General features: G+C 72.4%; 22 protein-coding genes. 10 read left to right on the forward strand and 12 right to left on the reverse strand.

All coding sequences use genetic code 11. From position 1 onward, the window contains the following. Positions 1–72: 72 nt before the first annotated feature. From ACIBPB_RS14490 to arc, 3 genes are all read right to left on the reverse strand, one after another. Positions 73–279 carry a ubiquitin-like protein Pup gene (locus ACIBPB_RS14490; protein WP_046562769.1) on the reverse strand — a complete coding sequence of 69 codons (207 nt, stop codon included), beginning with the start codon at positions 277–279 and terminating at the stop codon, positions 73–75. Positions 280–387: 108 nt separating this feature from the next. Beyond that, the gene (gene dop / locus ACIBPB_RS14495; protein WP_396840071.1) at positions 388–1905 is read right to left on the reverse strand and encodes a depupylase/deamidase Dop; all 1518 of its coding nucleotides are present in this window, start codon (positions 1903–1905) and stop codon (positions 388–390) included. 211 nt (positions 1906–2116) lie between these two features. After that, a complete protein-coding gene (gene arc, locus ACIBPB_RS14500) occupies positions 2117–3898 on the reverse strand; it encodes a proteasome ATPase (RefSeq protein WP_396840072.1) in 1782 nt (593 codons plus the stop codon). Between the two features lie 177 nt (positions 3899–4075). On the opposite strand from arc, the gene ACIBPB_RS14505 reads away from it, so the two are divergent. Then, positions 4076–4366 carry a ferredoxin gene (locus ACIBPB_RS14505; protein WP_357329423.1) on the forward strand — a complete coding sequence of 97 codons (291 nt, stop codon included), beginning with the start codon at positions 4076–4078 and terminating at the stop codon, positions 4364–4366. Positions 4367–4444: 78 nt separating this feature from the next. On the opposite strand, the gene ACIBPB_RS14510 is transcribed toward ACIBPB_RS14505, so the two are convergent. From ACIBPB_RS14510 to ACIBPB_RS14520, 3 genes are all read right to left on the reverse strand, one after another. Beyond that, positions 4445–5017 carry a hypothetical protein gene (locus tag ACIBPB_RS14510; protein ID WP_357329421.1) on the reverse strand — a complete coding sequence of 191 codons (573 nt, stop codon included), beginning with the start codon at positions 5015–5017 and terminating at the stop codon, positions 4445–4447. A gap of 119 nt (positions 5018–5136) precedes the next feature. Then, positions 5137–6093, reverse strand: coding sequence for a tRNA (adenine-N1)-methyltransferase (locus tag ACIBPB_RS14515; RefSeq protein ID WP_357329419.1), 957 nt, complete (start codon positions 6091–6093; stop codon positions 5137–5139). Beyond that, entirely contained in the window at positions 6090–7181 is a 1092-nt protein-coding gene (locus tag ACIBPB_RS14520; protein ID WP_396840110.1) for a M50 family metallopeptidase, read from the reverse strand. Before ACIBPB_RS14520 ends, ACIBPB_RS14515 begins: the two co-directional genes overlap by 4 nt. A 132-nt stretch (positions 7182–7313) precedes the next feature. Here ACIBPB_RS14520 and ACIBPB_RS14525 point away from each other — a divergent pair, with 132 nt between their 5' ends. The 5 genes from ACIBPB_RS14525 (at position 7314) to ACIBPB_RS14545 (ending at position 13794) form a co-directional block, all read left to right on the forward strand. Continuing rightward, positions 7314–8225 carry a RecB family exonuclease gene (locus tag ACIBPB_RS14525; protein ID WP_396840073.1) on the forward strand — a complete coding sequence of 304 codons (912 nt, stop codon included), beginning with the start codon at positions 7314–7316 and terminating at the stop codon, positions 8223–8225. A 76-nt stretch (positions 8226–8301) separates the two neighbouring features. Further along, positions 8302–9519 (forward strand): sensor histidine kinase, encoded by a 1218-nt coding sequence (locus ACIBPB_RS14530; RefSeq protein ID WP_396840075.1) that lies wholly within the window; start codon positions 8302–8304, stop codon positions 9517–9519. Further along, a complete protein-coding gene (locus tag ACIBPB_RS14535; RefSeq protein ID WP_357329413.1) occupies positions 9516–10196 on the forward strand; it encodes a response regulator transcription factor in 681 nt (226 codons plus the stop codon). The genes ACIBPB_RS14530 and ACIBPB_RS14535 overlap by 4 nt, the downstream gene beginning before the upstream one ends. 281 nt (positions 10197–10477) lie before the next feature. Then, positions 10478–11245, forward strand: a complete 768-nt coding sequence (locus ACIBPB_RS14540) for an ABC transporter ATP-binding protein (RefSeq protein ID WP_396840076.1) — start codon at positions 10478–10480, stop codon at positions 11243–11245. Continuing rightward, positions 11245–13794, forward strand: coding sequence for an ABC transporter permease (locus ACIBPB_RS14545; RefSeq protein ID WP_396840077.1), 2550 nt, complete (start codon positions 11245–11247; stop codon positions 13792–13794). Before ACIBPB_RS14540 ends, ACIBPB_RS14545 begins: the two co-directional genes overlap by 1 nt. A gap of 80 nt (positions 13795–13874) precedes the next feature. Here ACIBPB_RS14545 and ACIBPB_RS14550 read toward each other — a convergent pair whose 3' ends face one another. The 3 genes from ACIBPB_RS14550 to ACIBPB_RS14560 all read right to left on the reverse strand — a co-directional run bounded on the left by ACIBPB_RS14550 (position 13875) and on the right by ACIBPB_RS14560 (position 15732). Continuing rightward, positions 13875–14522 carry an HAD family phosphatase gene (locus tag ACIBPB_RS14550; RefSeq protein WP_046562757.1) on the reverse strand — a complete coding sequence of 216 codons (648 nt, stop codon included), beginning with the start codon at positions 14520–14522 and terminating at the stop codon, positions 13875–13877. A gap of 114 nt (positions 14523–14636) precedes the next feature. After that, positions 14637–15470: a neutral zinc metallopeptidase gene (locus tag ACIBPB_RS14555; protein WP_396840078.1), complete on the reverse strand. Its 834-nt coding sequence runs from the start codon at positions 15468–15470 to the stop codon at positions 14637–14639. 52 nt (positions 15471–15522) lie between these two features. Further along, positions 15523–15732: a hypothetical protein gene (locus tag ACIBPB_RS14560; RefSeq protein ID WP_357329404.1), complete on the reverse strand. Its 210-nt coding sequence runs from the start codon at positions 15730–15732 to the stop codon at positions 15523–15525. A 117-nt stretch (positions 15733–15849) separates the two neighbouring features. On the opposite strand from ACIBPB_RS14560, the gene ACIBPB_RS14565 reads away from it, so the two are divergent. Both ACIBPB_RS14565 and ACIBPB_RS14570 read left to right on the forward strand, forming a co-directional pair. Next, positions 15850–16866 (forward strand): hypothetical protein, encoded by a 1017-nt coding sequence (locus ACIBPB_RS14565; protein WP_396840079.1) that lies wholly within the window; start codon positions 15850–15852, stop codon positions 16864–16866. 22 nt (positions 16867–16888) lie between these two features. Continuing rightward, a complete protein-coding gene (locus ACIBPB_RS14570) occupies positions 16889–17716 on the forward strand; it encodes a class I SAM-dependent methyltransferase (RefSeq protein WP_396840080.1) in 828 nt (275 codons plus the stop codon). A 112-nt stretch (positions 17717–17828) separates the two neighbouring features. Here the strand turns inward: ACIBPB_RS14570 and ACIBPB_RS14575 are convergent, their stop codons facing one another. Then, on the reverse strand, positions 17829–17966 hold the full coding sequence (locus tag ACIBPB_RS14575; protein ID WP_357329398.1) for a hypothetical protein: 138 nt from the start codon (positions 17964–17966) through the stop codon (positions 17829–17831). Positions 17967–18235: 269 nt separating this feature from the next. Between ACIBPB_RS14575 and ACIBPB_RS14580 the strand changes: the two genes are divergently transcribed. Beyond that, a complete protein-coding gene (locus ACIBPB_RS14580) occupies positions 18236–18895 on the forward strand; it encodes an HNH endonuclease family protein (protein WP_396840081.1) in 660 nt (219 codons plus the stop codon). Positions 18896–19146: 251 nt separating this feature from the next. Here ACIBPB_RS14580 and ACIBPB_RS14585 read toward each other — a convergent pair whose 3' ends face one another. Together ACIBPB_RS14585 and ACIBPB_RS14590 are read right to left on the reverse strand one after the other, a co-directional pair. Further along, positions 19147–19914, reverse strand: a complete 768-nt coding sequence (locus ACIBPB_RS14585) for a class I SAM-dependent methyltransferase (protein WP_396840082.1) — start codon at positions 19912–19914, stop codon at positions 19147–19149. Positions 19915–20016: 102 nt separating this feature from the next. Further along, positions 20017–20409 carry a hypothetical protein gene (locus ACIBPB_RS14590; RefSeq protein ID WP_396840083.1) on the reverse strand — a complete coding sequence of 131 codons (393 nt, stop codon included), beginning with the start codon at positions 20407–20409 and terminating at the stop codon, positions 20017–20019. A gap of 395 nt (positions 20410–20804) precedes the next feature. On the opposite strand from ACIBPB_RS14590, the gene ACIBPB_RS14595 reads away from it, so the two are divergent. After that, positions 20805–21830 (forward strand): DUF5677 domain-containing protein, encoded by a 1026-nt coding sequence (locus tag ACIBPB_RS14595; RefSeq protein WP_396840084.1) that lies wholly within the window; start codon positions 20805–20807, stop codon positions 21828–21830. The last annotated feature ends 395 nt before the right edge of the window (positions 21831–22225 follow it).

A 22225-nucleotide genomic window follows, 5' to 3' on the forward strand; every position in this document is an offset into this window, starting at 1 on the left:
GCAATCGCGGCAGCGGCGTTTCCCGTCCTGATCATCCACCGGAAGCGACATGTCTGTTTCGCCCCGATATATTCACTCCCCGCCTTTTTGTACGTATCCGCGGACGAACTCTTCTGCGTTTTCCTCCAGGACGGAGTCGATCTCGTCGAGCAGGTCGTCGACGTCCTCGGTGATCTCGGCGTGCCGCTCGGCAACCTCGGGGTTGGCCTGCGCGGTAACCTCCTCGACCTCCTCGTGCGACTTGCCGGACTGGGTCTGCCCGCCCTCTTGCGTCGCCATGGTGGTGCCTCCTCCACGATCGCCCTGCGATCAACTTACCTCGCGGAGACGACGAAAAGCCCGTCGCGCGCCGGGTTCCGGCACTCGACGGGCTTTCCGGCATCCGGCTCAGCCGCCGGTCAGCATCTCCAGCAGGTCCTTGGCGCTCGCGCAGCGGTCGAACAGCTCCCCGACGTGCTTGCGGGTGCCCCGCTCGGGCTCCATCATCGGCACCCGCACCAGCGACTCCCGGCCCACGTCGAAGATGACCGAGTCCCAGCTCGCGGCGACCACCTCGGAGGCGTACTGGGCCAGGCAGCGGCCCCGGAAGTAGGCCCGGGTGTCCTCCGGCGGCTCGGTCATCGCGGCGCGGGTCTGCTCGTCGGTGAGCAGCGTCTTCATCGAGCCGCGGGAGACCAGCCGGTGGTAGAGGCCCTTCTCCGGGCGCACGTCGGAGTACTGCAGGTCGACCAGCTGGAGCTTGTGCGCGCCCCAGCCGAGCTTCTCCCGCTCCCGGTAGCCCTCCAGCAGCCGCAGCTTGGCCACCCAGTCCAGCTCGTCGGCGCACTCGAAGGCGTCCCGGCCGAGCCGGTCCAGCACGCTCTCCCAGCGGTCCAGCACGTCGGCGGTCTGCGCGTCCACGTCGTCGCCGTAGCGGTCGTCCACGAAGGACCGGACCCGCTCCAGGTAGGCCCACTGCACGTCCAGCGCGGTGAGCCGGCGGCCGTCGCGCAGCCGCATGAGGTGCGTGAGCCCCGGGTCGTGGCTGACCGCGCGCAGCTCGCTGACCGGGTCGGCGATGCCGAGGTCGGCGCCGAGCGCCTTCTCCTCGATCATGGTGAGGATCAGCGCCGTGGTGCCCACCTTGAGGTACGTGGAGATCTCGGAGAGGTTGGCGTCTCCGATGATCACGTGCAGCCGGCGGTACTTGTCGGCGTCGGCGTGCGGCTCGTCCCGGGTGTTGATGATGGGCCGCTTGAGGGTGGTCTCCAGCCCCACCTCGACCTCGAAGAAGTCGGCACGCTGGGAGATCTGGAAGCCGCTCTGGCCGCCGTCCTGGCCGATGCCGACCCGGCCCGCACCGCAGACGATCTGCCGGGTGACGAAGAACGGCGTCAGGTACGCCACGATGTCGGCGAACGGGGTCTGCCGGCGCATGAGGTAGTTCTCGTGGGCACCGTAGCTGGCGCCCTTGTTGTCGGTGTTGTTCTTGTAGAGGTGGATCGGGTGGGTGCCGGGGATGGTGGCGGCCCGCCGCGCCGCCTCGGCCATCACCCGCTCGCCGGCCTTGTCCCAGCGCACCACGTCCAGCGGGTTGGTCACCTCGGGCGTGGAGTACTCCGGGTGCGCGTGGTCGACGTAGAGCCGGGCGCCGTTGGTGAGTATCACGTTGGCGAGCCCCAGGTCCTCGTCGGCGAGCGCCTCGGCCGGGTCGTACGCGGCACCGGAGTAGGTGAAGCCCCGGGCGTCGCGCAGCGGCGACTCCTCCTCGTAGTCCCAGCGGGCCCGGCCGCCCCGGTTGAGTTCGGGGCGCGCCCCGTAGGCGTTGACCACCTGCGAGGAGGTGACCATCGGGTTGGCTCCGGCCTGGCCGGGAACGGAGATGCCGTACTCGACCTCGGTGCCCATGATCCGTCTGACGCTCATCGACCTGCCCGCTCCGCTCGCCGTCCCGGTCCCCGTCACGTCGAGCGTAGTCGCCGTCACCCGGGAAGGTGGCGCGGCGGGGCCCGCGCGTGCGACGTGGCCGGCGCCGCGCGGACGCGCGCCGCGGCCGGGGCGGGCGCGGGCGGCGCCGCGCGGACGTGCGAAGGGCCCGCGGCGGGTGCGCCGCGGGCCCTTCGGTGTCGCTGTGGGGTTACAGGTACTGGCCGGTGTTGCTGGCGGTCTCTATCGACCGCCCGGCCTCGGCGCCCTTGCCGCCGGAGACGAGCGTGCGGATGTAGACGATCCGCTCGCCCTTCTTGCCGGAGATGCGCGCCCAGTCGTCGGGGTTGGTGGTGTTGGGCAGGTCCTCGTTCTCGCGGAACTCGTCGACGCAGGCGTCGAGCAGGTGCTGCAGCCGCAGGCCCTTGCGCCCCGAGGTGAGGAACTCCTTGATGGCCATCTTCTTGCCCCGGTCGACGATGTTCTGGATCATCGCGCCGGAGTTGAAGTCCTTGAAGTAGAGGACTTCCTTGTCGCCGTTGGCGTAGGTGACCTCGAGGAAGCGGTTCTCCTCGGTCTCCGAGTACATCCGCAGCACCACCGCGTCGATCATCGCGGCGACGGTGGCCTGGGGGTCGGCGCCGTGCTCGGCGAGGTCGTCGGCGTGCAGGGGCAGGCCGGCGAGGATGTACTTGGAGAAGATGTCCTTGGCCGCCTCGGCGTCCGGCCGCTCGATCTTGATCTTCACGTCGAGCCGACCGGGGCGCAGGATCGCCGGGTCGATCATGTCTTCCCGGTTGGAGGCGCCGATGACGATGACGTTCTCCAGGCCCTCCACGCCGTCGATCTCGCTGAGCAGCTGCGGGACGATGGTGTTCTCCACGTCGGAGGAGACGCCGGAACCGCGGGTGCGGAACACCGAGTCCATCTCGTCGAAGAACACGATCACCGGGGTGCCCTCGCCGGCCTTCTCCCGGGCCCGCTGGAAGATCAGCCGGATGTGCCGCTCGGTCTCGCCGACGTACTTGTTGAGCAGCTCCGGGCCCTTGATGTTGAGGAAGAAGCTGGTGTGCCGCTCCTTGCCCTCCCGCTCGGCGATCTTCTTGGCCAGCGAGTTGGCCACCGCCTTGGCGATCAGCGTCTTGCCGCAGCCGGGCGGGCCGTAGAGCAGGATGCCCTTGGGCGGCCGGAGCTGGTGCTCGCGGAACAGGTCGGCGTGCAGGAACGGCAGCTCCACCGCGTCGCGGATCTGCTCGATCTGCGCCTGGAGGCCGCCGATGTCGGTGTAGTCGACGTCGGGCACCTCCTCCAGGACCAGCTCCTCGACCTCGCTCTTGGGGATCCGCTCGTAGGCGTACGCCGAGCGGGGCTCGATCATCAGCGAGTCGCCGGCCCGGATCGGCGAACCGATCAGGGTCTCGGCGAGGTGCACGATCCGCTCCTCGTCGGAGTGGGAGACCACCAGGGCCCGGTCGCCCGGAGCGCCGTCGGGACCCGCGAGGATCTCCTTGAGCATCACGACCTCGCCGACCCGCTCGTAGCCGAGCGCGTCGACGATGTTGAGCGCGTCGTTGAGCAGGACCTCCTGGCCGCGACGCAGCTCGTCGACCTCCAACGAGGGTGAGACGGCCACCCGGAGCTTGCGCCCGCCGGTGAACACGTCCACCGTGCCGTCGTCATGCTTGGCCAGGAATACGCCGTAGCCACTCGGTGGCTGGGCGAGGCGGTCGATCTCCTCCTTGAGCGTCACGATCTGCGCGCGAGCCTCCTTGAGGGTGCTCACGAGCCGTTCGTTGTTCTCGGTCAGCCGCGCCAACTGGGCCTGGGTGGCCGCCAGCCGCTCCTCGAGCTGCCGGACGTGTCGGGGGCTTTCGGTCAACTTGCGCCGCACCAGAGCGAGTTCCTCTTGCAGGAACGCGACCTGCGTGGAGAGATCGTGGGCCTCCTTCTCCCACCGTGCGGCGCGCGAGTCCGCGTCGTCGCTGCGTGCCACGTCCCACCTCCCCGGGGGGCTTGAACGTTCTGAGCTAACACTAGCCGCTATGAGCCCGATTCGGTCCTCCGCAACGCGCTCGTCACCGAAGCTTGATCGCCAAGGGCTGCTCGGCGGGCGGGTACGGGCGTTCGGGTACCGTCGGGGGGTGGGACGGGAGAACATGGGGGGTGCTTCGTGACCGACGTCGCGACGGACCAGCTTCAGGTCTGGGTCGACCAGGACCTCTGCACCGGTGACGGGCTGTGCGTGCAGTACGCGCCGGAGGTCTTCGAGTTCGACGTCGACGGCCTGGCGTACGTCAAGGGCGCCGACGGCGAGCTGCGGTTGACCCCCGGCGCGCGGGTGGACGTGCCCGAGCACCTGCGCCTCGAGGTGATCGACTCGGCGAAGGAGTGCCCGGGCGAGTGCATCCACGTGGTGCGCGGCGACGGCGTCGAGGTGGCCGGGCCCGAGGCCGAGGACTGAGGCCCGACCGGGCGGAGCAGCCAGCACGATCGACAGCGCGGGCCGGGGACGGCGACGTCCCCGGCCCGCGTGCGTCGGTCAGAGCAGGGGGCGGCCGACCACCGAGGCGACGAGCCGGGCGAACTCCTCCAGCCGGGCGATCTGCCCGGCCCCGCCGTCGTCGAGGGTCTTGCCGAAACGCAGCGCGTCGTGCCGGGGCGCGCCGACCGCCTCGTCACCGGGCGGGGCCTCGTCCAGCGAGCTGAGCAGCAGGTAGACGTCGATGCTGTCGACCCGGACCTCGCCGTTGTCGGCGCGGGTGAGCCGGCGCCGGCAGCCGACCTCGGTGACCGTGGAGACCGGCACCACCCGCAACGAGGAGGTCATCGACCCGGGCGGCCCCTCCCCCGGCGGGACGTCCTCGCCGTGCCAGAGCACCAGCCGGCTGCCGTCGCAGACGACGACCTCCTGCCACACCCCGTTGACCTCGTTGACGAAGCGTTCCAGGGTGAAGCCGAGCACCGACGCGCCGCGCAGCACCCCGCCGAGGGCGTCCAGGGCGATGTCCGGGTCGCGCAGGTAGGCCCGGGCCGCCGACTCCAGGTCGGCGTAGGGCGACCAGTCGGGAAAGACCGCGGGCAGGTCGCCGTTGCCGTAGCCGGGGCTGCTCATGCCCACGCCTCCCGGTGATCCCGTCCACCGATCCGCTCGCTCATGCCACCGTCTCCGCCCGTCCGGCGCCGTCCCCCGGACACATGATCCACCCGCTCATCCCCGTCCGCGCCGGGGGGTCACGGCTGGCCCTGCGCCGGCTCCTCGGCGGCCACCCGGCGGGCCAGTTCCGCCTCGCGCAGCGCCTGCCGGCGCTGGACGTACGCCTCGGTGCCCTTGCTGGGTTTGCGCCGCCGCGGCGGCGCGGTGACCCCGGGGGCGAGCTTGCGCGCGGAGACCAGGAAGGCGGTGTGCGCGATCATGCGGTGGTCGGGGCGGACGGCCAGCCCTTCGGCGTGCCAGTCGCGCACCAGGGACTCCCACGCCCGCGGCTCGGTCCACCCGCCGCGCTCGCGCAGCGCCTCGACCAGCTCGGACAGCTGCGGGGTGGTGGCCACGTAGCCGATGAAGACGCCGCCGGGCACGAGCGCCCGCTCGACCATGTCGAGGGTCTCCCACGGGGTGAGCATGTCCAGGATGATCCGGTCGAAGCCGGTCTCCTGGCACTGCGCGACGTCACCGACGTGCAGCCGCCAGGCCGGGTGCGGGCCGGCGAAGAAGGCCTCCACGTTGCGCTTGGCGATCTCGGCGAAGTCCTCCCGCAGCTCCCAGGAGTGCAGCTCGCCCTCGGTGCCCACGGCGCGCAGCAACGAGCAGGAGAGCGCGCCGGAGCCGGCGCCCGCCTCGAGGACCTTGGCGCCGGGGAAGATGTCGCCCATGGCCACGATCTGCGCCGAGTCCTTCGGATAGATCACCTGGGCGCCGCGCGGCATGGACAGCACGTAGTCCGACAGCAGCGGCCGCAGCGCCAGGAACGCGGTGCCGCCGCCGGCGGTGGTGACCACGCTGCCGTCGGGCAGGCCGATCAGCGCGTCGTGCTTGAGGATCCCCCGGTGGGTGTGGAACTCCTTGCCGGGTTCCAGCGTCACGGTGTGCATCCGGCCCTTGGGGTCGGTCAGCTGCACCCGGTCGCCGGGCCGGAACGGCCCCCGGTGCACAGGAGGCAGCGCCGGGGCGGTCGGGGAATGAGCGGTCACGTGTTCGTCTTCCGTTTGGGTTCCAGGAGCTGGGCCAGATCCGCGATGTGCAGGACGCCGACCACATCTTCGCCTGCCGTCACGACGTACTGTGCGCCCGGGTGGGTGCGCAGGGTCTCCAGCACGTGCTCGCCGTCCGCGCCGACCGGGAGGGCGGGCAGGCCGGCCAGGTCGCGGCAGACCGCGTCCACCGCGAGCCACGGCCGCCGTTCCGGGGGTACGGCGTCGGCCCGGGCCGGGTCGACCAGGGCGACCGGCCGGCCGGTGGCGTCGGCCACGGCGAGCGCGGCGGCCGGATCGACGCCCTCGGCGCGGCGGCGCTGCGCCTCCGCCAGCGGGGTGCCGCTGGGTACCGGGAACACCGGGCGGGCCAGCCGGGCGAGGTCGACCAGCGGCAGGCGCCGGCCGATCCGGGCCATCCGGATGGACTGCCCGGCGCCGCGCCACAGGGTGACCGCGACGAGCAGCACCAGCGGCAGCGCGAGCGGGGCGACGGCGCGGCGCAGGGTGAGCAGGACGACCAGGGCCAGGGTGACCACCGCCACGGCCCGGCCGACCCAGCCGGCGACCTCGGTGCCCAGGTGCCGGTCCCGGGTGAGCGCCCAGACCGCGGCCCGCAACGCCCGGCCGCCGTCGAGCGGGAGCCCGGGCAGGCTGTTGAACACGGCGACCACCACGTTGCTGACCGCCAGTTGGAAGGCGAGCTGGTGGGCCAGGGTGCCGCCGGGCAGGGCCAGGGTGGCGGCCACGCCGGCGGCGCCGAGGACCGCGGAGACGGCCGGGCCGGCCAGCGAGACCAGCAGGTCGACGCGGGGGCTGGGGGCGTCCCGGTCCATCTCGGTGTAGCCGCCGAGCAGCTCCAGGGTGATCCCGCGCACGCCGATGCCGTGCCGGCGGGCGGTGAGCGCGTGCCCCAGCTCGTGCAGCAGCACCGAGCCGAGCAGGGAGATCACGAAGCCCAGCGCGACCAGGTAGCCGCCGAGCTGGCCGAGGTCGAGCTGGCGGCGGGCGAGGGCCGCGTACAGCACGGTGACGACGGCGGTGAGCAGCAGCATCGACGCGTCGACGCGCAGCGGGACGCCGCACACCCGACCGACGGTCAGCCCGGGCCGGCGGGACGGTCGGCTGCTGCGCTCCACCGGCCTGATGGTACGCGCGGCGGATCATGCCCCGGTGCGGCGACGGCCGCCCTGTCACACCGGTGCCCTAACCTTCCGGGCATGACGGCGGAACCGGTGATCGACGCGCAGCCCCTTCCCCCGGCGGCGGAGCCGCCCTCGGTGCGGGCCTCGCTGTCGCCGTCACGGGCGGCGGACTTCAAGACCTGTCCGCTGCTCTACCGGTTCCGCAGCATCGACCGGCTGCCCGAGCGGCCGACCGTGGAGCAGGCCCGGGGCACCCTGGTGCACGCGGTGCTGGAGCGGCTGTTCGACCTGCCGGCGGCGGCGCGCACCCCGCGGTCCGCCGGTGACCTGGTTTCCCCGCAGTGGGACCGGCTGGTCGCCGAGCAGCCGGAGCTGGCCACCCTGTTCGCCGAGGGCGACGCCACGGCGCAGGCCGATTTCCTCCGCTCGGCGGCGAGCCTGCTGGAGGGCTACTTCGCGGTGGAGGACCCGCGCCGGCTGGAGCCGGCCGAGCGGGAGGCGTTGATCTCCGCGGTGGTCGACGGGGAGCTGCTGATCCGCGGCTACCTGGACCGGCTCGACGTGGCCCCGGACGGCGCGCTGCGGGTGGTCGACTACAAGACCGGCGGGGCGCCGCGCGAGGCGTTCGAGGCGCGGGCGCTGTTCCAGCTCAAGTTCTACGCCCTGGTGCTGTGGCGGACCCGGGGCGTGGTGCCCCGGGTGCTGCGGCTGCTCTACCTGAAGGACGCCGAGGTGTGCGACTACGCCCCCGACGCCGAGGAGCTGCTGCGCTTCGAGCGCACGGTGGTGGCGCTCTGGCAGGCGATCGAGCAGGCCACCGCCCGGCAGGATTTCCGGCCCCGACCGAGCCGGCTCTGCGACTGGTGCAGCCACCAGGCGCGCTGCCCGAGCTTCGGCGGCACCCCGCCGCCGTTCCCGGTCGCCGGTGGCGGCGACCCGCTCACCGACGCCCGGTCCCGGCCGGCGGCGCCGGGGGCGGACGAGTGACCCTCCTCCTTCCGGAGGAGGCCGGGTTCGGCTTCGGCGACGACGGGTCCGGCCGGGTGGCGGCTAGCGTCGTGGCATGACCAACCGGCTGCCGGGGTGGCTCCGGCGTCGACCGCTGGCCGCCGACACCGGCCTCGCCCTCGTCCTGGCGGCGCTGGACGCCGCGTTCCTGCTGCTCATGCCGCAGGAGCTGCGGCCCGGGCAGCTCTGGGCCGCGCTGGGCGGCAGCGTGCTCGCCGCCGCCCCGGTGGCGGTGCGCCGGGTCGCGCCGTGGCCGGCGGTGGTGGCGGCGGTGGCGACCCTGGCCCTGCCGGTGCTGCTGCGGCACGCGCCGGGCACCCAGGGGCTGGCCTTCGTGGTGCTCACCTACACGATGGCCGCCCACCGGCCGCTGCGCCCGGCCGTGCTGGCCGCGCTGCTGCTGTGGGTGCCGGTGCTGCTGGCCAACCTGGCCGTCCCGCTGGACGGCGTGCTCGACATGGGTCCGGCGTACCTGCTGCTCAACAACCTGCTCACCGCCGGGGTGGCGTTCGCGGTGGGCCGGGCGGTGCAGGCGCGCCGGCAGTCGACCCGGATGCTGCGGGAGCGGGCCCGGATCGCCGAGTCCACCCAGCGGTCCCTGGCCGAGCAGGCCGTCGCCGACGAGCGGCGGCGGATCGCCCGGGAGCTGCACGACGTGGTGGCCCACCACGTCAGCGTGATGGGCGTCCTGGCGACCGGGGCGCGGCGGGTGCTGCACCGGGACCCGCAGGCCGCCGACGGGGCGATGGCCACCATCGAGGAGACCGGCCGGGCGACCCTGCGGGAGCTGCGCCGGCTGCTGGACGTGCTGCGCACCGACGCCGAGCCGGCGGCCGAGCTGGCCCCGCAGCCGGGGCTGACCGGCATCGAGGCCCTCGTCGAGCAGGTCCGGGAGGCCGGGCTGCCGGTGACGCTGCGGGTGGACGGGACGCCCGCCGCGCTGGAGGAGGGCGTGGCGCTGGCGGTCTACCGGGTCATCCAGGAGGCGCTGACCAACACCCTCAAGCACGGCGGGCGGGCCACCGCGGAGGTCGAGCTGACCTGGGGCGACGGCTGGCTGGCGGTGGAGGTGACCGACACCGGGCGGGGGCCCGCGCCGGCGACCGACCGGATCGGGCACGGGCTGGTCGGGATGCGCGAGCGGGTCGCCCTCTACGGTGGGATCCTGCGGACGGGCCCGCGGCCCGGCGGCGGCTTCCGGGTGTACGCGCGGATCCCGCTGGACTCCGCCGGGGCGGTCCCGGCGGGCGCGGCGACGGGGGGACGGGGATGACCGACAGCACGGGCCGGCCGGTGCGTGTCCTGCTCGCCGACGACCAGCCGTTGCTGCGGACCGGGTTCCGGATGGTGCTGGGCACCGAGGACGACCTGGACATCGTGGCCGAGGCCGGGGACGGCCTGGAGGCGGTGGAGCTGTCCCGCCGGCTGCTGCCGGACGTGGTGCTGATGGACATCCGGATGCCCCGGATGGACGGGGTGGCGGCGACCCGGGCCATCGTCGACGCCCGGCTGCCGGTGCGGGTGCTCATCCTCACCACCTTCGACCTGGACGAGTACGTGGTCGGCGCGCTGCGCGCCGGGGCGAGCGGGTTCCTGGCCAAGGACGTGCCGGCCGAGGACCTGGTGACCGCGATCCGCACGGTGGCGGCCGGGGAGGCGGTGGTGGCGCCGCGCATCCTGCGCCGGCTGCTGGACCGGTTCGCCGACGCGCTGCCCGACCCGGCGGCCACCCCGCCGAAGGCGCTGGACGCGCTGACCGAGCGGGAGCGCGAGGTGCTGGTGCAGGTGGCGCGAGGGCTGTCGAACGCGGAGATCGCCCGGGCGCTGACGGTCAGCGAGACCACCATCAAGACCCACGTCGGGCACGTGTTGACCAAGTTGGGGCTGCGCGACCGGGTGCAGGCCGTGGTGCTGGCGTACGAGACGGGGCTGGTGCGGCCGGGCGGCTGACCCGGCGGCGGGGTGGCGACGGTCACCTACCGTGACCATCAGCCGGGTGGCACGGTTGACCATCACGCAACGTGAGGGCATAGCCTCGCCACCGTGCTCGCGGGGCGGCGGTCGGGGATGACCCTGAGCCGGTCTCGGGGGTGACCCGCACCGGGATTTCGGCACCGGATACGTCCGGAGACGGACGGATCTCCCGGCCGCGGCGTCGAGGATGGAACGGTCGCACCGGTCAGCGGGGGCGGTGCGGAAATTTTGAGAATCAGACGGAAGAGGTAGATGACGTGACCGCGACGGTGGGGCAGCAGGCGCAGGCCGCGGCCCGGGCCAACGACGTGTGGAAGGTGTACGGCAGCGGCGAGGCGCAGGTCGTCGCGCTGCGGGGGGTGAGCGCCGAGTTCGAGCGGGGCCGGTTCACCGCGATCATGGGCCCGTCCGGCTCGGGCAAGTCCACGCTGATGCACTGCCTGGCCGGGCTGGACTCGGTGACCCGCGGCACCGTCATGATCGGCGAGACCACGGTGACCGGGCTCGGCGACTCCGGGCTGACGAAGCTGCGCCGGGACAAGGTCGGCTTCATCTTCCAGCAGTTCAACCTGCTGCCCACGCTCACCGCCCAGGAGAACATCCTGCTGCCGCTGTCGATCGCCGGCCGCAAGCCGGACCCGGCCTGGTACGACACGGTGATCGACACGGTCGGCCTGCGGGACCGGCTGGGGCACCGGCCGGCGCAGCTCTCCGGCGGCCAGCAGCAGCGGGTGGCGTGCGCGCGGGCGCTGGTCGCCCGGCCCGAGGTGATCTTCGCGGACGAGCCGACCGGCAACCTGGACTCCCGCTCCGGCGCCGAGGTGCTGAACTTCCTGCGCAACTCGGTACGCGAGCACGGCCAGACCATCGTGATGGTCACCCACGACCCGACCGCGGCCGCGTACGCCGACCGGGTGGTCTTCCTGGCCGACGGTGAGATCGTCTCCGAGCTGATCGAGCCGACCGCGGAGACGGTGCTGGACACCATGAAGAAGCTGGACACCCCGGCCGAGGTGGGCAACTGATGCTGCGGGCAACGCTCAAGAGCCTGCTGGCGCGCAAGCTGCGCCTGCTGCTGTCCGGCGTGGCGGTGGTGCTCGGCGTCATGTTCGTCTCCGGCGCGTTCGTGCTCACCGACACGCTCGGGCGGTCCTTCGACGCGGTCTTCGCCGACGCGTACTCCGAGGTCGACGTGAGCGTCGAGGCGAAGCCGAAGATCGACGTCTCCGGGGCGGAGGGGACACCGGTGAGCACCCCGATGCCGGCGACCGTGCTCGACCGGGTCAAGACGGTGCCCGGCGTCGCCGACGCCAAGGGCGTGGTCGCCGCCGAGGGCGCCCGCCTGATCGGCAGCAACGGCAAGGTGGTCTCCTCGTTCGGCCCGCCGCAGCTGGGCGAGAACTGGCTCGGTGAGGGCGACCTGCTGGAGCTGCGCGAGGGCCACGCGCCGCAGGCCGACGACGAGATCGTGGTCAACGCCGCGCTGGCCAAGGCGGGCAAGGTAGCGGTCGGCGACCGGGTCGGCGTGCTGACCCTGGCGCCGAAGAAGGAGTTCACGATCGTCGGCGTGTTCGGCTACAGCGGTGGCCGGGACTCGATCGGCGGCGCCAACGAGATCTACTTCACCACTCCGGTGGCGCAGCAGCTGATGCTCGGCAAGCCCGACGTGTTCAGCAGCGTCAGCGTCCAGGCCGCCGGCGGCACGTCGCCGACGGCGCTGCGCGACGAGGTGGCCCGCACGTTGGGCGCCGACTACCAGGTCAAGACCGGCGAGCAGCTCGCCGACGACGCCGCGGCCGGCCTGAAGGAGGGGTTGTCGTTCTTCAACAAGATCCTCCTCGGGTTCGCCGCGGTGGCGCTGCTGGTCGGCACGTTCCTGATCCTCAACACGTTCTCGATCATCGTGGCCCAGCGCACCCGTGAGCTGGCCCTGATGCGGGCGATCGGGGCCAGCGGCCGGCAGGTCATCGGCTCGGTGGTGCTGGAGGCGCTCGCCGTGGGCCTGATCGCCTCGGTGCTGGGGCTCGCCGCCGGCATCGGGGTGGGCGCGCTGCTGGCGTACCTGTTCGGTCAGCTCGCCGGGGGTCTCACCCTGGCCGGGCTGGGCGTGCCGCCGTCGGCGGTGATCGGCGCGTTCGGCGTCGGCATGCTGATCACGGTGGTCGCCGCGCTGCTGCCGGCGGTGCGCGCCTCGCGCATCCCGCCGATCGCCGCGATGCAGGACGTCGCCACGCCGGACCGGCCGCTGACCAAGGTCACCATCGGCGGCGCGGTGGTCACCGGCATCGGCGCGGTGCTGCTCTTCCTCGGCCTCGGCGGGCACGCCGGCGGCAGCACCCTGGCGACCATCCTCGGCGGCGTGCTGTTCGCGTTCATCGGGGTGGCGCTGCTGACGCCGGTGATCAGCCGGCCGGTGGTCTCGCTGCTGGGCGCGGTGTTCTCCTGGTCGGTGCCGGGCAAGCTGGGCCGGCTCAACTCGGGCCGCAACCCGCGCCGCACCGCGATCACCGCCGCCGCGCTGATGGTGGGCATCGCCCTGGTCACCGGCGTGACGGTGATCCTGGACTCGGCCAAGGGCAGCATCGGCGCCCTGGCCCAGGACACCATCAAGGCGGACCTGGTGATCGCCGGGGCGTCGTCCGGTCCGCGTCCGGCGAGCTTCGACCCGGCGGTGCTGGAGAAGGCCGCCGCGATCCCGGGCGTGCGGATGGTCGACGGCGAGTACGGCGACATGGCGGTGGTCGGCGGCGAGCGGACCTGGGTGGCGGTGTCGAGCAACGTGGCGGCGCTGCAGCAGGTCTTCGGGGCGAAGGCCACCGCCGGTGACATCAGCCGGCTGGCGCCGGACCAGATGCTGGTCAGCTCGGACACCGCGAAGGCCCGCAACCTCACGGTCGGTTCGGCGGTGCCGGTGCAGCTGGCCCGCGGCGAGGCCCGCACCTACACGGTCAGCGGCATCTACTCCAGTTCGCAACTGACCAACCCGGTGACCCTGCCGCCGCAGGCGGCGGCGGACCTCGCCATCCCGCAGCCCATCCAGGGCTTCCTGCAGCTCGCCCCCGGCACGTCGGTGGACACGGTGCAGCCGCAGGTCGAGCGGCTGCTGGCGGACAGCCCCGAGGTGTCGGTGGTCGACCTGGCCGCGTTCATCGAGCAGCAGACCGGCCAGCTGGACTCCCTGCTCCAGATGATCCAGATCCTGTTGGCGCTGGCCATCGTGATCGCGGTGCTGGGCATCATCAACACGCTCGCGCTGTCGGTGCTGGAACGGACCCGGGAGCTGGGCCTGTTGCGGGCGATCGGTCTGCGACGCGCCCAGACCATGCGGATGATCACGGTGGAAGCGGTGGTGATCTCCATCTTCGGCGCGCTGCTCGGCGTGGTGGTCGGCACGGGTCTCGGCGCGGCGGTGGTGGAGGCGCTCAAGGACGAGGGCATCACCGACCTGATCCTGCCCTGGGGTCAGATGGTGACCTTCCTGATCATGGCCGCGATCATCGGTGTGGTCGCCGCGGTGCTGCCCGCGATCCGCGCCGCGCGGATCAACGTGCTGGGGGCCATCGCGCACGACTGACCCCGCCCACGGGCCGCAAACGGCCCCCGCCACCCGAGGTGGCGGGGGCCGTCGCGCGTGGTCGGGCCGGCCGGCGCCGGTCAGGCCGGCGGTTCGCCGAGCAGCGCCGCGAGCAGTTCCAGGTCCGCCCCGGTCAGGCTGGCCAGCTGGTGTACGCCCGCGGTCGGCGGCAGCGGCACCTCGGCCGGCACGGCCAGCACGGCGGCGCCGGCGGCCAGCGCGCTGGCCACCCCGGTGGGCGAGTCCTCGATCGCCACGCAGCGCGCGATCGGCACGCCGAGCAGCCGGGCGGCGGTCAGGTACGGCTCGGGGTGCGGCTTCGCCGCGTCCACCTCGTCGCCGCAGACCACGGCGTCGAAGCTGTCCCGGCCCAGGGTGTCCAGGGCGACCTCGACCAGTGGCCGGCCGCTGGAGGTGACCAGGGCGGTGGGGATTCCCGCGGCGCGGACCGCCCGCAGCAGCGCCAGCGCGCCCGGCCGCCAGCGCAGGCCGGTGCGGAACAGCTCCAGGATGCGGGCGTTGATCCAGTCGGCGCTGGCCTGCGGGTCGCGCTCCGGCTGGCCCAGGTCGTCGTGCAGGATCCGCATCGAGTCGGCCATGCTGGTCCCGATGATCGCCACGCGGGCGGCGTCGGAGAGGGTGCCGCCGTAGACGGCCGCCAACTCCTGCAACGCGACGTCCCAGAGCTTCTCGCTGTCGACCAGGGTGCCGTCCATGTCGAAGAGCACGGCGGCGGGATGCTTGCTGCTCAGCGGGGGCCTCCTCGGGTGGGCGTACCCGCTGATCCTCTCAGCCGGGCCGGGTCCGGTGGCCGGGCTCCCGCGCGAGGGTGACCTGCGGCATCATCCGAGCCCGCAGGCGTCCAGGGAGTCCCGGTAGCCGCGGAAGAACGAGTCGGTGCGCTGCTCGGCGGTGCCGTGCGAGCCCTCGGCGAACCACGGCTGGTCCGGGTCGTCGCCGACCGCCAGCAGCCCCTCCCGGAATTCGTCCAGGTCGCCCTGGTCGAGGGTGAGCGTCCGGGACCGCACGTTGTCCCCGATGTAGGCGCCGGCCATGCAGTCGGCCTGCAACTCCTGCTGGATGGTGAAGTTGTAGCGGACGCCGAGGCGCACCTGCACGCCGTGGGCGTACTCGTGGCCGAGGAGGTAGAACAGGAACGCGTCACCGACCTGCCGGAACGCCGCCACCGACCAGTTCACGTCGTAGGCGATGAAGTCGCCGGCCGAGCAGTAGACGGCGTTGTTGCGCGGCAGCCCCTCGCCGCCGCAGGACACCTCCCCCGCCCGGGTGTAGGGCACCACCCGACGGATCGGCTGGAACCGCTCACCGGAGGCGCGGAACCGCTCGGTCCAGTAGCGCTCGGCGATGCCGACGGCGTCGGTGAAGTCCTGCTTGAACTCGGCGACGCTGGTGGTGCCGTCGGCCCGGGTGGTGTCCGCGCCCGGGGAGGCCGGCTGCCGCGAGCCGGGCTCCCCCGGCTCACCGGAGTCGAGGCCGCCGCCCATGCACCCGGCCGCCACCACCACGGCCACCAGGAGCCCCGCGAGCGGGCCCGGCCACCGACGTCCCGCCTTCTCGCGCACGGTCGCCTCCCCGGCTGAGTCACTGTGGCTGCGCAAGTACCCCGACCGCGCGCCGTTGATGCCCACCGGGGAGCACGCGTGCGCGACGGGCATCGTTCACCCGCCCGTGCCGCACCGCGAGCGCCGACGCCGGCCGGGCGGTCCGTCACATGCTGTTCGGCATGTCCCGCCGGACGGTGTGCGACTGGGCGGCGTGGCGCTGTGCCTCGTACCGCTGGCGGCGGGCCTCCGCGTCGTGCGCCGCCGACCGGTCCTCGTCCGGCGCGGACCGGCCCCGGTCGCGCCGCAGCACGACGCCGACCACCGCCGCCACCAGCACCGCCACCACCGCAAGGGTCACCAGCACTGTCGTCATGACCGCCAGGGTAGGAGACGCGTGCTCCTGGCCGCGTACCGCGAGACGGGACAGCCGGGCCGGCACCCCGCCGGTAGGGTGTGCCGATCGTCTGATCTCGATGCACGGGGGATTACCATGGAGCACCTGATCAACCGTCGAACCCTGCTGCGCGCCGCCGGCGTGGGCGCCGCCGGGGCCACGTTCGGCGCGGCCGCCGCCCGTCCGGCGCTGGCGTCGGTCCCCGCGTCCCGGCGGTTCGACCTGAGCGACGCCTCGGACAAGCTGATCCGCGAGAAGCGGCTGCACAACGTCACGGTGCTGCAGTCGCTCGCCTTCGACAACGTCAACAAGCGGATCTACACGGTGCAGGTGGTGCAGGGCGGCGTCCAACTGCCGGGCGAGAGCGCCCCGGTGCCGGGGGCCACCCGGGCCGCCAACGGCGACCTCTGCGTCACCCAGCTCGACCTGGCCGGCAACAAGATCACCTTCATGTACCTGAAGGGCTTCGGCCACGGCGTGCAGATCGGCGTGGAGCCGGTCGGCAGCACCGCCTACCTGTGGACCGAGACCGACTCGGTCGACCAGTGGGGCACCGCCATCACCCGGTTCAAGTTCACCCCCGGCGCCGTGTTCACCACCTCGACCAGCGGGCTGGAGAAGCACCGGCCGGTCAGCGGCTCCACCAACAACACCTGCGCCATCGACCCGACCACCAACCGGCTCATCCTGCGGCACAAGGTCAGCAGCGGCTTCCGCTACAACGTCTACAACCTGGCCGACGTACGCGCCCGCACCTACACCCCGCTGGCCAGCGTCGCCCAGCCGACGACCGTGGGCTCCGCCCGGCCGTTCCAGGGCTACACCGCGCTCGGCAGCTACCTGTACATGCTGGAGGGTTCGGCGTACGGCACGTACGACTCGGTCGAGGGCACCGGCAACACGTACATCACGGTGGTGGACCTCAACACCGGCGCCCAGGTCGACCGCGGGCTTACCAAGGCCGGCTACACCCTCCCGTTCCGGGAGCCGGAGGGCATGGCCATCCAGCTGCCCACCGGGGACGCCAGCTCGGCGCGGCTCTGCTTCGGCTTCGCCGGCGGCGACTCGGGCGCCCGCACCGCGAGCGTCTACTACAAGGACCTGCTGGTCTGAGGGCCGGGGCTACCCTCGACGCATGATCGACACGGAGTACGACCGGCACGAGCGGTCCCGCTGGGCGGGCCGGGCGCAGGCGTACGAGCGCAGCTTCGCCCGGCTCTGCGCGTACCCGACGCCGGCGCTGCTGGACGCGGCGGCGGTGCGGGCCGGACGGCTGATGCTCGACGCCGGCACCGGGCCCGGCACCGTCGCGGCGGCCGCGCTGGCCCGCGCCGCCCGGGTGGTGGCGGTCGACGCCGAGGCGAGCATGCTCGACGCGGCCGGGCGGCAGGCACCGGATGCGCGGCGCTGCGCCGCGGCCCTGCCGGACCTGCCGTTCCCGGCCGCCGTGTGCGACGCGGCGGTGGCGAACTTCGTGCTCAACCACGTCGGGAACCCGGCCGCGGCGCTGGCCGAGCTGTGCCGGGTGGTACGCCCGGGCGGGCGGGTGGCGGTGACGGTCTGGCCGTCGCCGCACCCGCCGCTGCAGCGGCTGTGGGGCGAGGCCGTCGCCGCCGCCGGCGGAACCCCGCCGGCCGACCTGCCCCGGCTCGCGCCCGAGCGGGACTTTCCGCGCACCGAGTCGGGCCTGGCCGGCCTGCTGGCCGGGGCGGGGCTGGCCGACGTGCGCTGCCGGACCCTGACCTGGACGCACCAGGCCGACCCGGAGGACTGGTGGGCCGGCCCGGCCGCCGGCATCGGCAGCGCGGGCCTGCTGATCCAACGGCAGCCGGCCGCCGTCCAGGCGCGCATCCGCCAGGAGTACGACCGGCTCACCGCCGCCTACCGGGACGCCGACGGGACGCTGCGGCTGCCCACCGCCGCCCTGCTCGGCTCCGCCCGGGTCAACCGCTCCCGCCCCTGACTCCGATGGCTCCCCGGCGCGGCACAGCGGGGTGAACGGGGGCCGGCCGGACGTGCCGTGGCGCGCCGAAGGGCCGCCCGGCGGCTGACCGGGCGGCGGGGGCGAGCCCCGACTAGTCCAGGCCGCGCATGATGTGCGGTTCGCCGTCGTCGTCGCCGAAGCAGCGGTGCAGCACCTGTGCCCGGGCCCAGAGGTCCAGGCTGCTCGGCGGGCCGGCGGGAGACGCGGCGGCCGGCTCGCGTACGGCCATGGGCGGCTCCGACGGAAGCTGCGAAGGGGTGTCGTCGGCCATCCCCGCCCCTCTCCTCGATCTGGTCCACGGCCCGATGCCGTGAGGCCAGCATCCCCCAGCATGCGCCCATCCGCCTGGGAACGGTTAAAGCCGCGGTGAACACGACAGACGCAACGGCGCAGAAGGTATGTCCGGCCCTCAACCGCCGTTCACTCAAATTGATCTAGACCGTTACTTCCAGGCCGGTCTATATAGGTGCCACCCTTCCCCCGATCGGACGGAGCACCATGACCCGCACCCTCCGCGCGACGGCCATCAGCCTCGGCGCGATCCTGGCCGCCACCCTCGGCCTCGCCCAGCCGACCCCGGCCGCCGGCTACTCCGCCTCCCTCAGCACCGCCGTCGGCGGCCTCCCGGTCGCTACCGAGGTCCGCACCGGCTACAGCCGCGACCTGTTCCCCCACTGGATCGACGCCGACGGCGACGGCTGCACCACCCGCAACGAAGCCCTCCTCGCCGAGGCCGTGACCGCGCCGAGCATCAGCGGCACCTGCACCCTCTCCGGCGGCCGCTGGTACTCCTACTACGACAACGCCTACTGGACCCTCACCAGCGACCTCGACATCGACCACATGGTGCCGCTGGCCGAGGCCTGGGACTCCGGCGCCCGGTCCTGGACCACCAGCCGCCGCCAGGCCTACGCCAACGACCTGGGCGACGCCCGGGCCCTGGCCGCGGTCACCGACAACGTGAACCAGGCCAAGGGCGACCAGGACCCGGCGACCTGGCTGCCGCCGTACGCCTCCGCCCGCTGCCGCTACGTCAAGGAATGGGTCGCCGTGAAGATCCGCTGGCGGCTCACCGTGGACAGCGCGGAGAAGAGCGCGCTGACCAGTTGGGCGAAGAACTGCCCCAGCACCACCGTCTCGGTGACCTACGCGTACTGAACCGCCGGCCGGGGCCGCCGCCCAGCCGGCGACGGCCCCGACCAGCGCGCCGGTATCGCGGCGTTCCTCGGCTCCCCGGGCACTCGTCTCGCCCGTCCGGGCGGCTTCCGGGGCGCTCGCCGCCCGGCCGGCTCCCCCGGCGCTCGCCTGGCCCCGCCGGGCGGCTTCCGGGCGCTACCGGTCGGGCCCCTCCCGGGGGCGCTACCGGCCGGTCCCTCCGGGGGCACTACCGGTCGGTCCCTCCGGGGGCGCTACCGGTCGGGCTGGCGGCGGGCGAGGTGGACGGTGATGTCGGCGGCGATCCCGACCGTCTCCGGCAGCACCCGCCGGATGCCGGCGAACACCTGCTCCCGCGCGGGCTCGGGCAGCTGGAGGTAGGCCGAGACGGTGGAGAGGTAGCCGACGTAGTCGGCGGCGCTCATCGTGAACCGCCGCTCGATCACCGACTGCCGGACGTCGGCGAACCACGCCGAGCGTTGCAGCTCCGTGCCCGGCCACTGCATGTGGTGCTCCGGCGGCGTCCCGTCCGGAGAGGGAATCTCGTCGCTGCTGAGAAAGGGGGACCGGGCCGCGTCGACGGCCCGCCGCAGGGCCGGGTCGGCCAGCTGGACCTGCCCGCCGAACGAGGCGAACACGCCGTCCGGGGCCACCAGTCCGGCCATCCGCGACCACCGGCCCCGCGGCTCGGTCCAGTGCAGGGCCGCCGCCGCGTAGACCAACTCATAGCGCTCGCCCGGTGGCAGGTCCTCGAACGCGGCCCGCAGGATCCGCACCTCCGCCGGCACCTGCCGGCGCAACTCGGCGAGCATGGCCCCGTCCGGGTCCGTCGCGGTGACGGTGATCCCCCGGCCGGCGAACAGCCGGGTCGCCTTGCCGGTCCCCGCGCCGATCTCCAGGGCGGTCCGGACCGGTTGACCCGCGTACGCCAGCACCAGGTCACCGAGCTCCGCGGGATAGCCCGGGCGGAACTCCTCGTACGCTCCCGCCCTCGCTCCGAAGCTCAGCGCGCGACCAGGCATGCTGAAGATCCTGACACGTGGTACGCGTGGCCGCGCGCCCATTTCAGCCGGCCGGTGTGCGCAGGGTCGGGGCGCTCCGCACGCACCCCCGCGCGCCGGAGGTCACCTCTTCCGGTGGAACTCGATGAGGTGGCACCGGTCGGGATCGCCGTCGAAGCGGTACAGCCACGGCTCCTCCCGGTCACCGGAGATCCACAGCTGGATGTCGCCCAGCATCATGTCCTCGGTGCTCTCCGAGTCGAGGTCGAGGGTCCACGTACCCTCTTCGGGCTGGCCGTCCGCGGCCGGCGACAGCTTGCTGGCGCGGTAGTGGCCGTCCTCGGTCAGCTCGATCCTTCCGCCCGCGGCGCCGGTGTAGACACCTGCCAGGTTGGACACGGTGATGTCGTCGGGAGGCCGGGGCGCGCACCCGAAGATGCGGGAACAGCCGGCGACCGGCGCCGGTACGAGCAGGCCGATCGCCAGGGCGACGGCGAGTCGCGGGGCTCTCTGCATCAAGGGCTCCGTCCTGCCCGACGAACACGAAGCCGGACGACAGTGGACCTTAGCGGGCCTTCCTGTCAGCGGTACTCGCCGGCATTCGGGCTGCAGGTCAACCCCGATTACTTGGCGTTGCAATGTGGAAGGCCATCAGCGTATCCGCTGCAATCGGGTCGAACTGCCTCTGACCTGCGGCGGGATCTGCCGTCGATTGTCATCGTTGGTCGCCGTTGGTTCACCTCAGACGGCCTGTAGACGGCATGATCTTGCGACTCCCTCGGCGTTGCCGGGGCGGCCGCCAGCCGGCCGGTCCCACACAGGGGGCAGGGCGGGCAAGATCCGACCCCTCGTCCAACGTGGATGCCGAAATGGGGAGGCCCGACCGAGCATGCCTAGTGCATGCTCAGTGCATGGTCGCCGATCCCTACGACGGATATTTTCAAGCACTACTTGACCTGACCCTATCTACCGAGCACGACCTGACGGCAGCGGACGATGAGCACGACGTCTTCCGACAGATAGAGGAATCCGTCGCGGATTTCGAAGATGACTTGCTAGCTCTTGCGGACCGCACGTGGGAAAGCAGAGCGAGGTTTGAGCGCAATCTCGGCGAGAAGTTCTTTCTTGCCTTCAGGGCTCTAGATTCAATACTCGCAATCACGTACGCAGCAACTCGACTTCTGACGACGGGACGATTTCAACATTCGAAGCGGCCCCCTCACGCAGTGCAATACGCAGCTTCGGCCCTACTTTCGAGAGCAGTTAGCGTCGGCCATGAAATTTGCGCCATGTTGCGGGCTGGGTTTCCTGGTGGTGCGTACGCACGGTGGCGAACCCTCTACGAGCTAGACGTGGTGGCAGCAGTCTTGAGGAAGGGGCCTCGCGGGACAGCGGCCAGATATATAGACCATCGCTGGGTCCTTGTCGCGAAAAAGCCTCGTGAGTACTTTCCCGACGAGGACGAGTGGGCCCAGATGCAACCCAAGATCGAAAAGATGGCTGCCCGGCTGATTCGCCGCTACGGCCCGAACTACTCCAACACCTACGGATGGGCTACGGAGGTCGCAAGGCGCAAGCTGGGCATCGAAAAGCCGCAGTTCTGGCACCTCGAGAAGATTGCAGACCTAAAGGGGCACAGCGCACTCCTGGCTGGCGCCAACCACAGCGTCCACGCAGACTCCCTCGGCGGCCTACTGACTATCGACCAGGACGGCATCTTGCATTCCGGGGCAAGGTCCGACGACATCCACATCATCTGCGCGCTGACGGTCAAGACCATAGGAGAAATTGCTGACTCGATTATCCGCATGTGGAAGAGTTACGATCCATCTGCGAGCTTGGACACGCTCGTCGGATTATACGGCGAGCTCAGCCTCACCTTGCAGCTCGACGCTTTGAGCCGTACGAACGCCACCAGGACGTCCGAAGCATCATGACGGGCTCAGCAGGTGTGTTCGACCAACTACCTTGCGCCCTCGCTGGGCATACTAGCTAGCCATCCCGTCGGCCTTCGTCCGCACCCTGGTGGAGTAGGTGGGGCCTGCCCGGTCAAGGTGGAGCACCCCACTGTCTGAACGACCTTGACCGGGCAGGCCCCACCTACTCGGCTTCGCCCGGACGGAGGTTGTCGGGATGGCGCCACCATCCCAGAGCGCCCGAGCGCCCCGCCGGAGGCACTGCCTGTGTCTCGACCAACTTAGAGCCCCGGAACCGTCATCGATCATGGCGGCCCGGGGCCCGACTTGGGCCACGGTTGGCTGATTCTGGGGTCTGCGGGGCTGTGACCTGGGGTGTTGTGTCGGGAGGCACGCACTAAATGGGTCGGGTTCTA

This window comes from Micromonospora sp. NPDC049836, from assembly GCF_044465125.1.
In the GTDB taxonomy this organism is placed as follows: domain Bacteria; phylum Actinomycetota; class Actinomycetes; order Mycobacteriales; family Micromonosporaceae; genus Micromonospora.

Excerpts from the sequence above, each read along its gene's own strand:
- ACIBPB_RS14590 (WP_396840083.1), bottom strand. The coding sequence starts at position 20,409 with ATGCAGAGAGCCCCGCGACTCGCCGTCGCCCTGGCGATCGGCCTGCTC.
- ACIBPB_RS14535 (WP_357329413.1), top strand. The coding sequence starts at position 9,516 with ATGACCGACAGCACGGGCCGGCCGGTGCGTGTCCTGCTCGCCGACGAC.
- ACIBPB_RS14530 (WP_396840075.1), top strand. The coding sequence starts at position 8,302 with ATGACCAACCGGCTGCCGGGGTGGCTCCGGCGTCGACCGCTGGCCGCC.
- ACIBPB_RS14510 (WP_357329421.1), bottom strand. The coding sequence starts at position 5,017 with ATGAGCAGCCCCGGCTACGGCAACGGCGACCTGCCCGCGGTCTTTCCC.
- ACIBPB_RS14570 (WP_396840080.1), top strand. The coding sequence starts at position 16,889 with ATGATCGACACGGAGTACGACCGGCACGAGCGGTCCCGCTGGGCGGGC.
- ACIBPB_RS14560 (WP_357329404.1), bottom strand. The coding sequence starts at position 15,732 with ATGACGACAGTGCTGGTGACCCTTGCGGTGGTGGCGGTGCTGGTGGCG.
- ACIBPB_RS14580 (WP_396840081.1), top strand. The coding sequence starts at position 18,236 with ATGACCCGCACCCTCCGCGCGACGGCCATCAGCCTCGGCGCGATCCTG.
- ACIBPB_RS14585 (WP_396840082.1), bottom strand. The coding sequence starts at position 19,914 with ATGCCTGGTCGCGCGCTGAGCTTCGGAGCGAGGGCGGGAGCGTACGAG.
- ACIBPB_RS14595 (WP_396840084.1), top strand. The coding sequence starts at position 20,805 with ATGGTCGCCGATCCCTACGACGGATATTTTCAAGCACTACTTGACCTG.
- dop (WP_396840071.1), bottom strand. The coding sequence starts at position 1,905 with ATGAGCGTCAGACGGATCATGGGCACCGAGGTCGAGTACGGCATCTCC.
- ACIBPB_RS14545 (WP_396840077.1), top strand. The coding sequence starts at position 11,245 with ATGCTGCGGGCAACGCTCAAGAGCCTGCTGGCGCGCAAGCTGCGCCTG.
- ACIBPB_RS14565 (WP_396840079.1), top strand. The coding sequence starts at position 15,850 with ATGGAGCACCTGATCAACCGTCGAACCCTGCTGCGCGCCGCCGGCGTG.
- ACIBPB_RS14575 (WP_357329398.1), bottom strand. The coding sequence starts at position 17,966 with ATGGCCGTACGCGAGCCGGCCGCCGCGTCTCCCGCCGGCCCGCCGAGC.
- ACIBPB_RS14555 (WP_396840078.1), bottom strand. The coding sequence starts at position 15,470 with ATGCCCGTCGCGCACGCGTGCTCCCCGGTGGGCATCAACGGCGCGCGG.
- ACIBPB_RS14490 (WP_046562769.1), bottom strand. The coding sequence starts at position 279 with ATGGCGACGCAAGAGGGCGGGCAGACCCAGTCCGGCAAGTCGCACGAG.
- ACIBPB_RS14525 (WP_396840073.1), top strand. The coding sequence starts at position 7,314 with ATGACGGCGGAACCGGTGATCGACGCGCAGCCCCTTCCCCCGGCGGCG.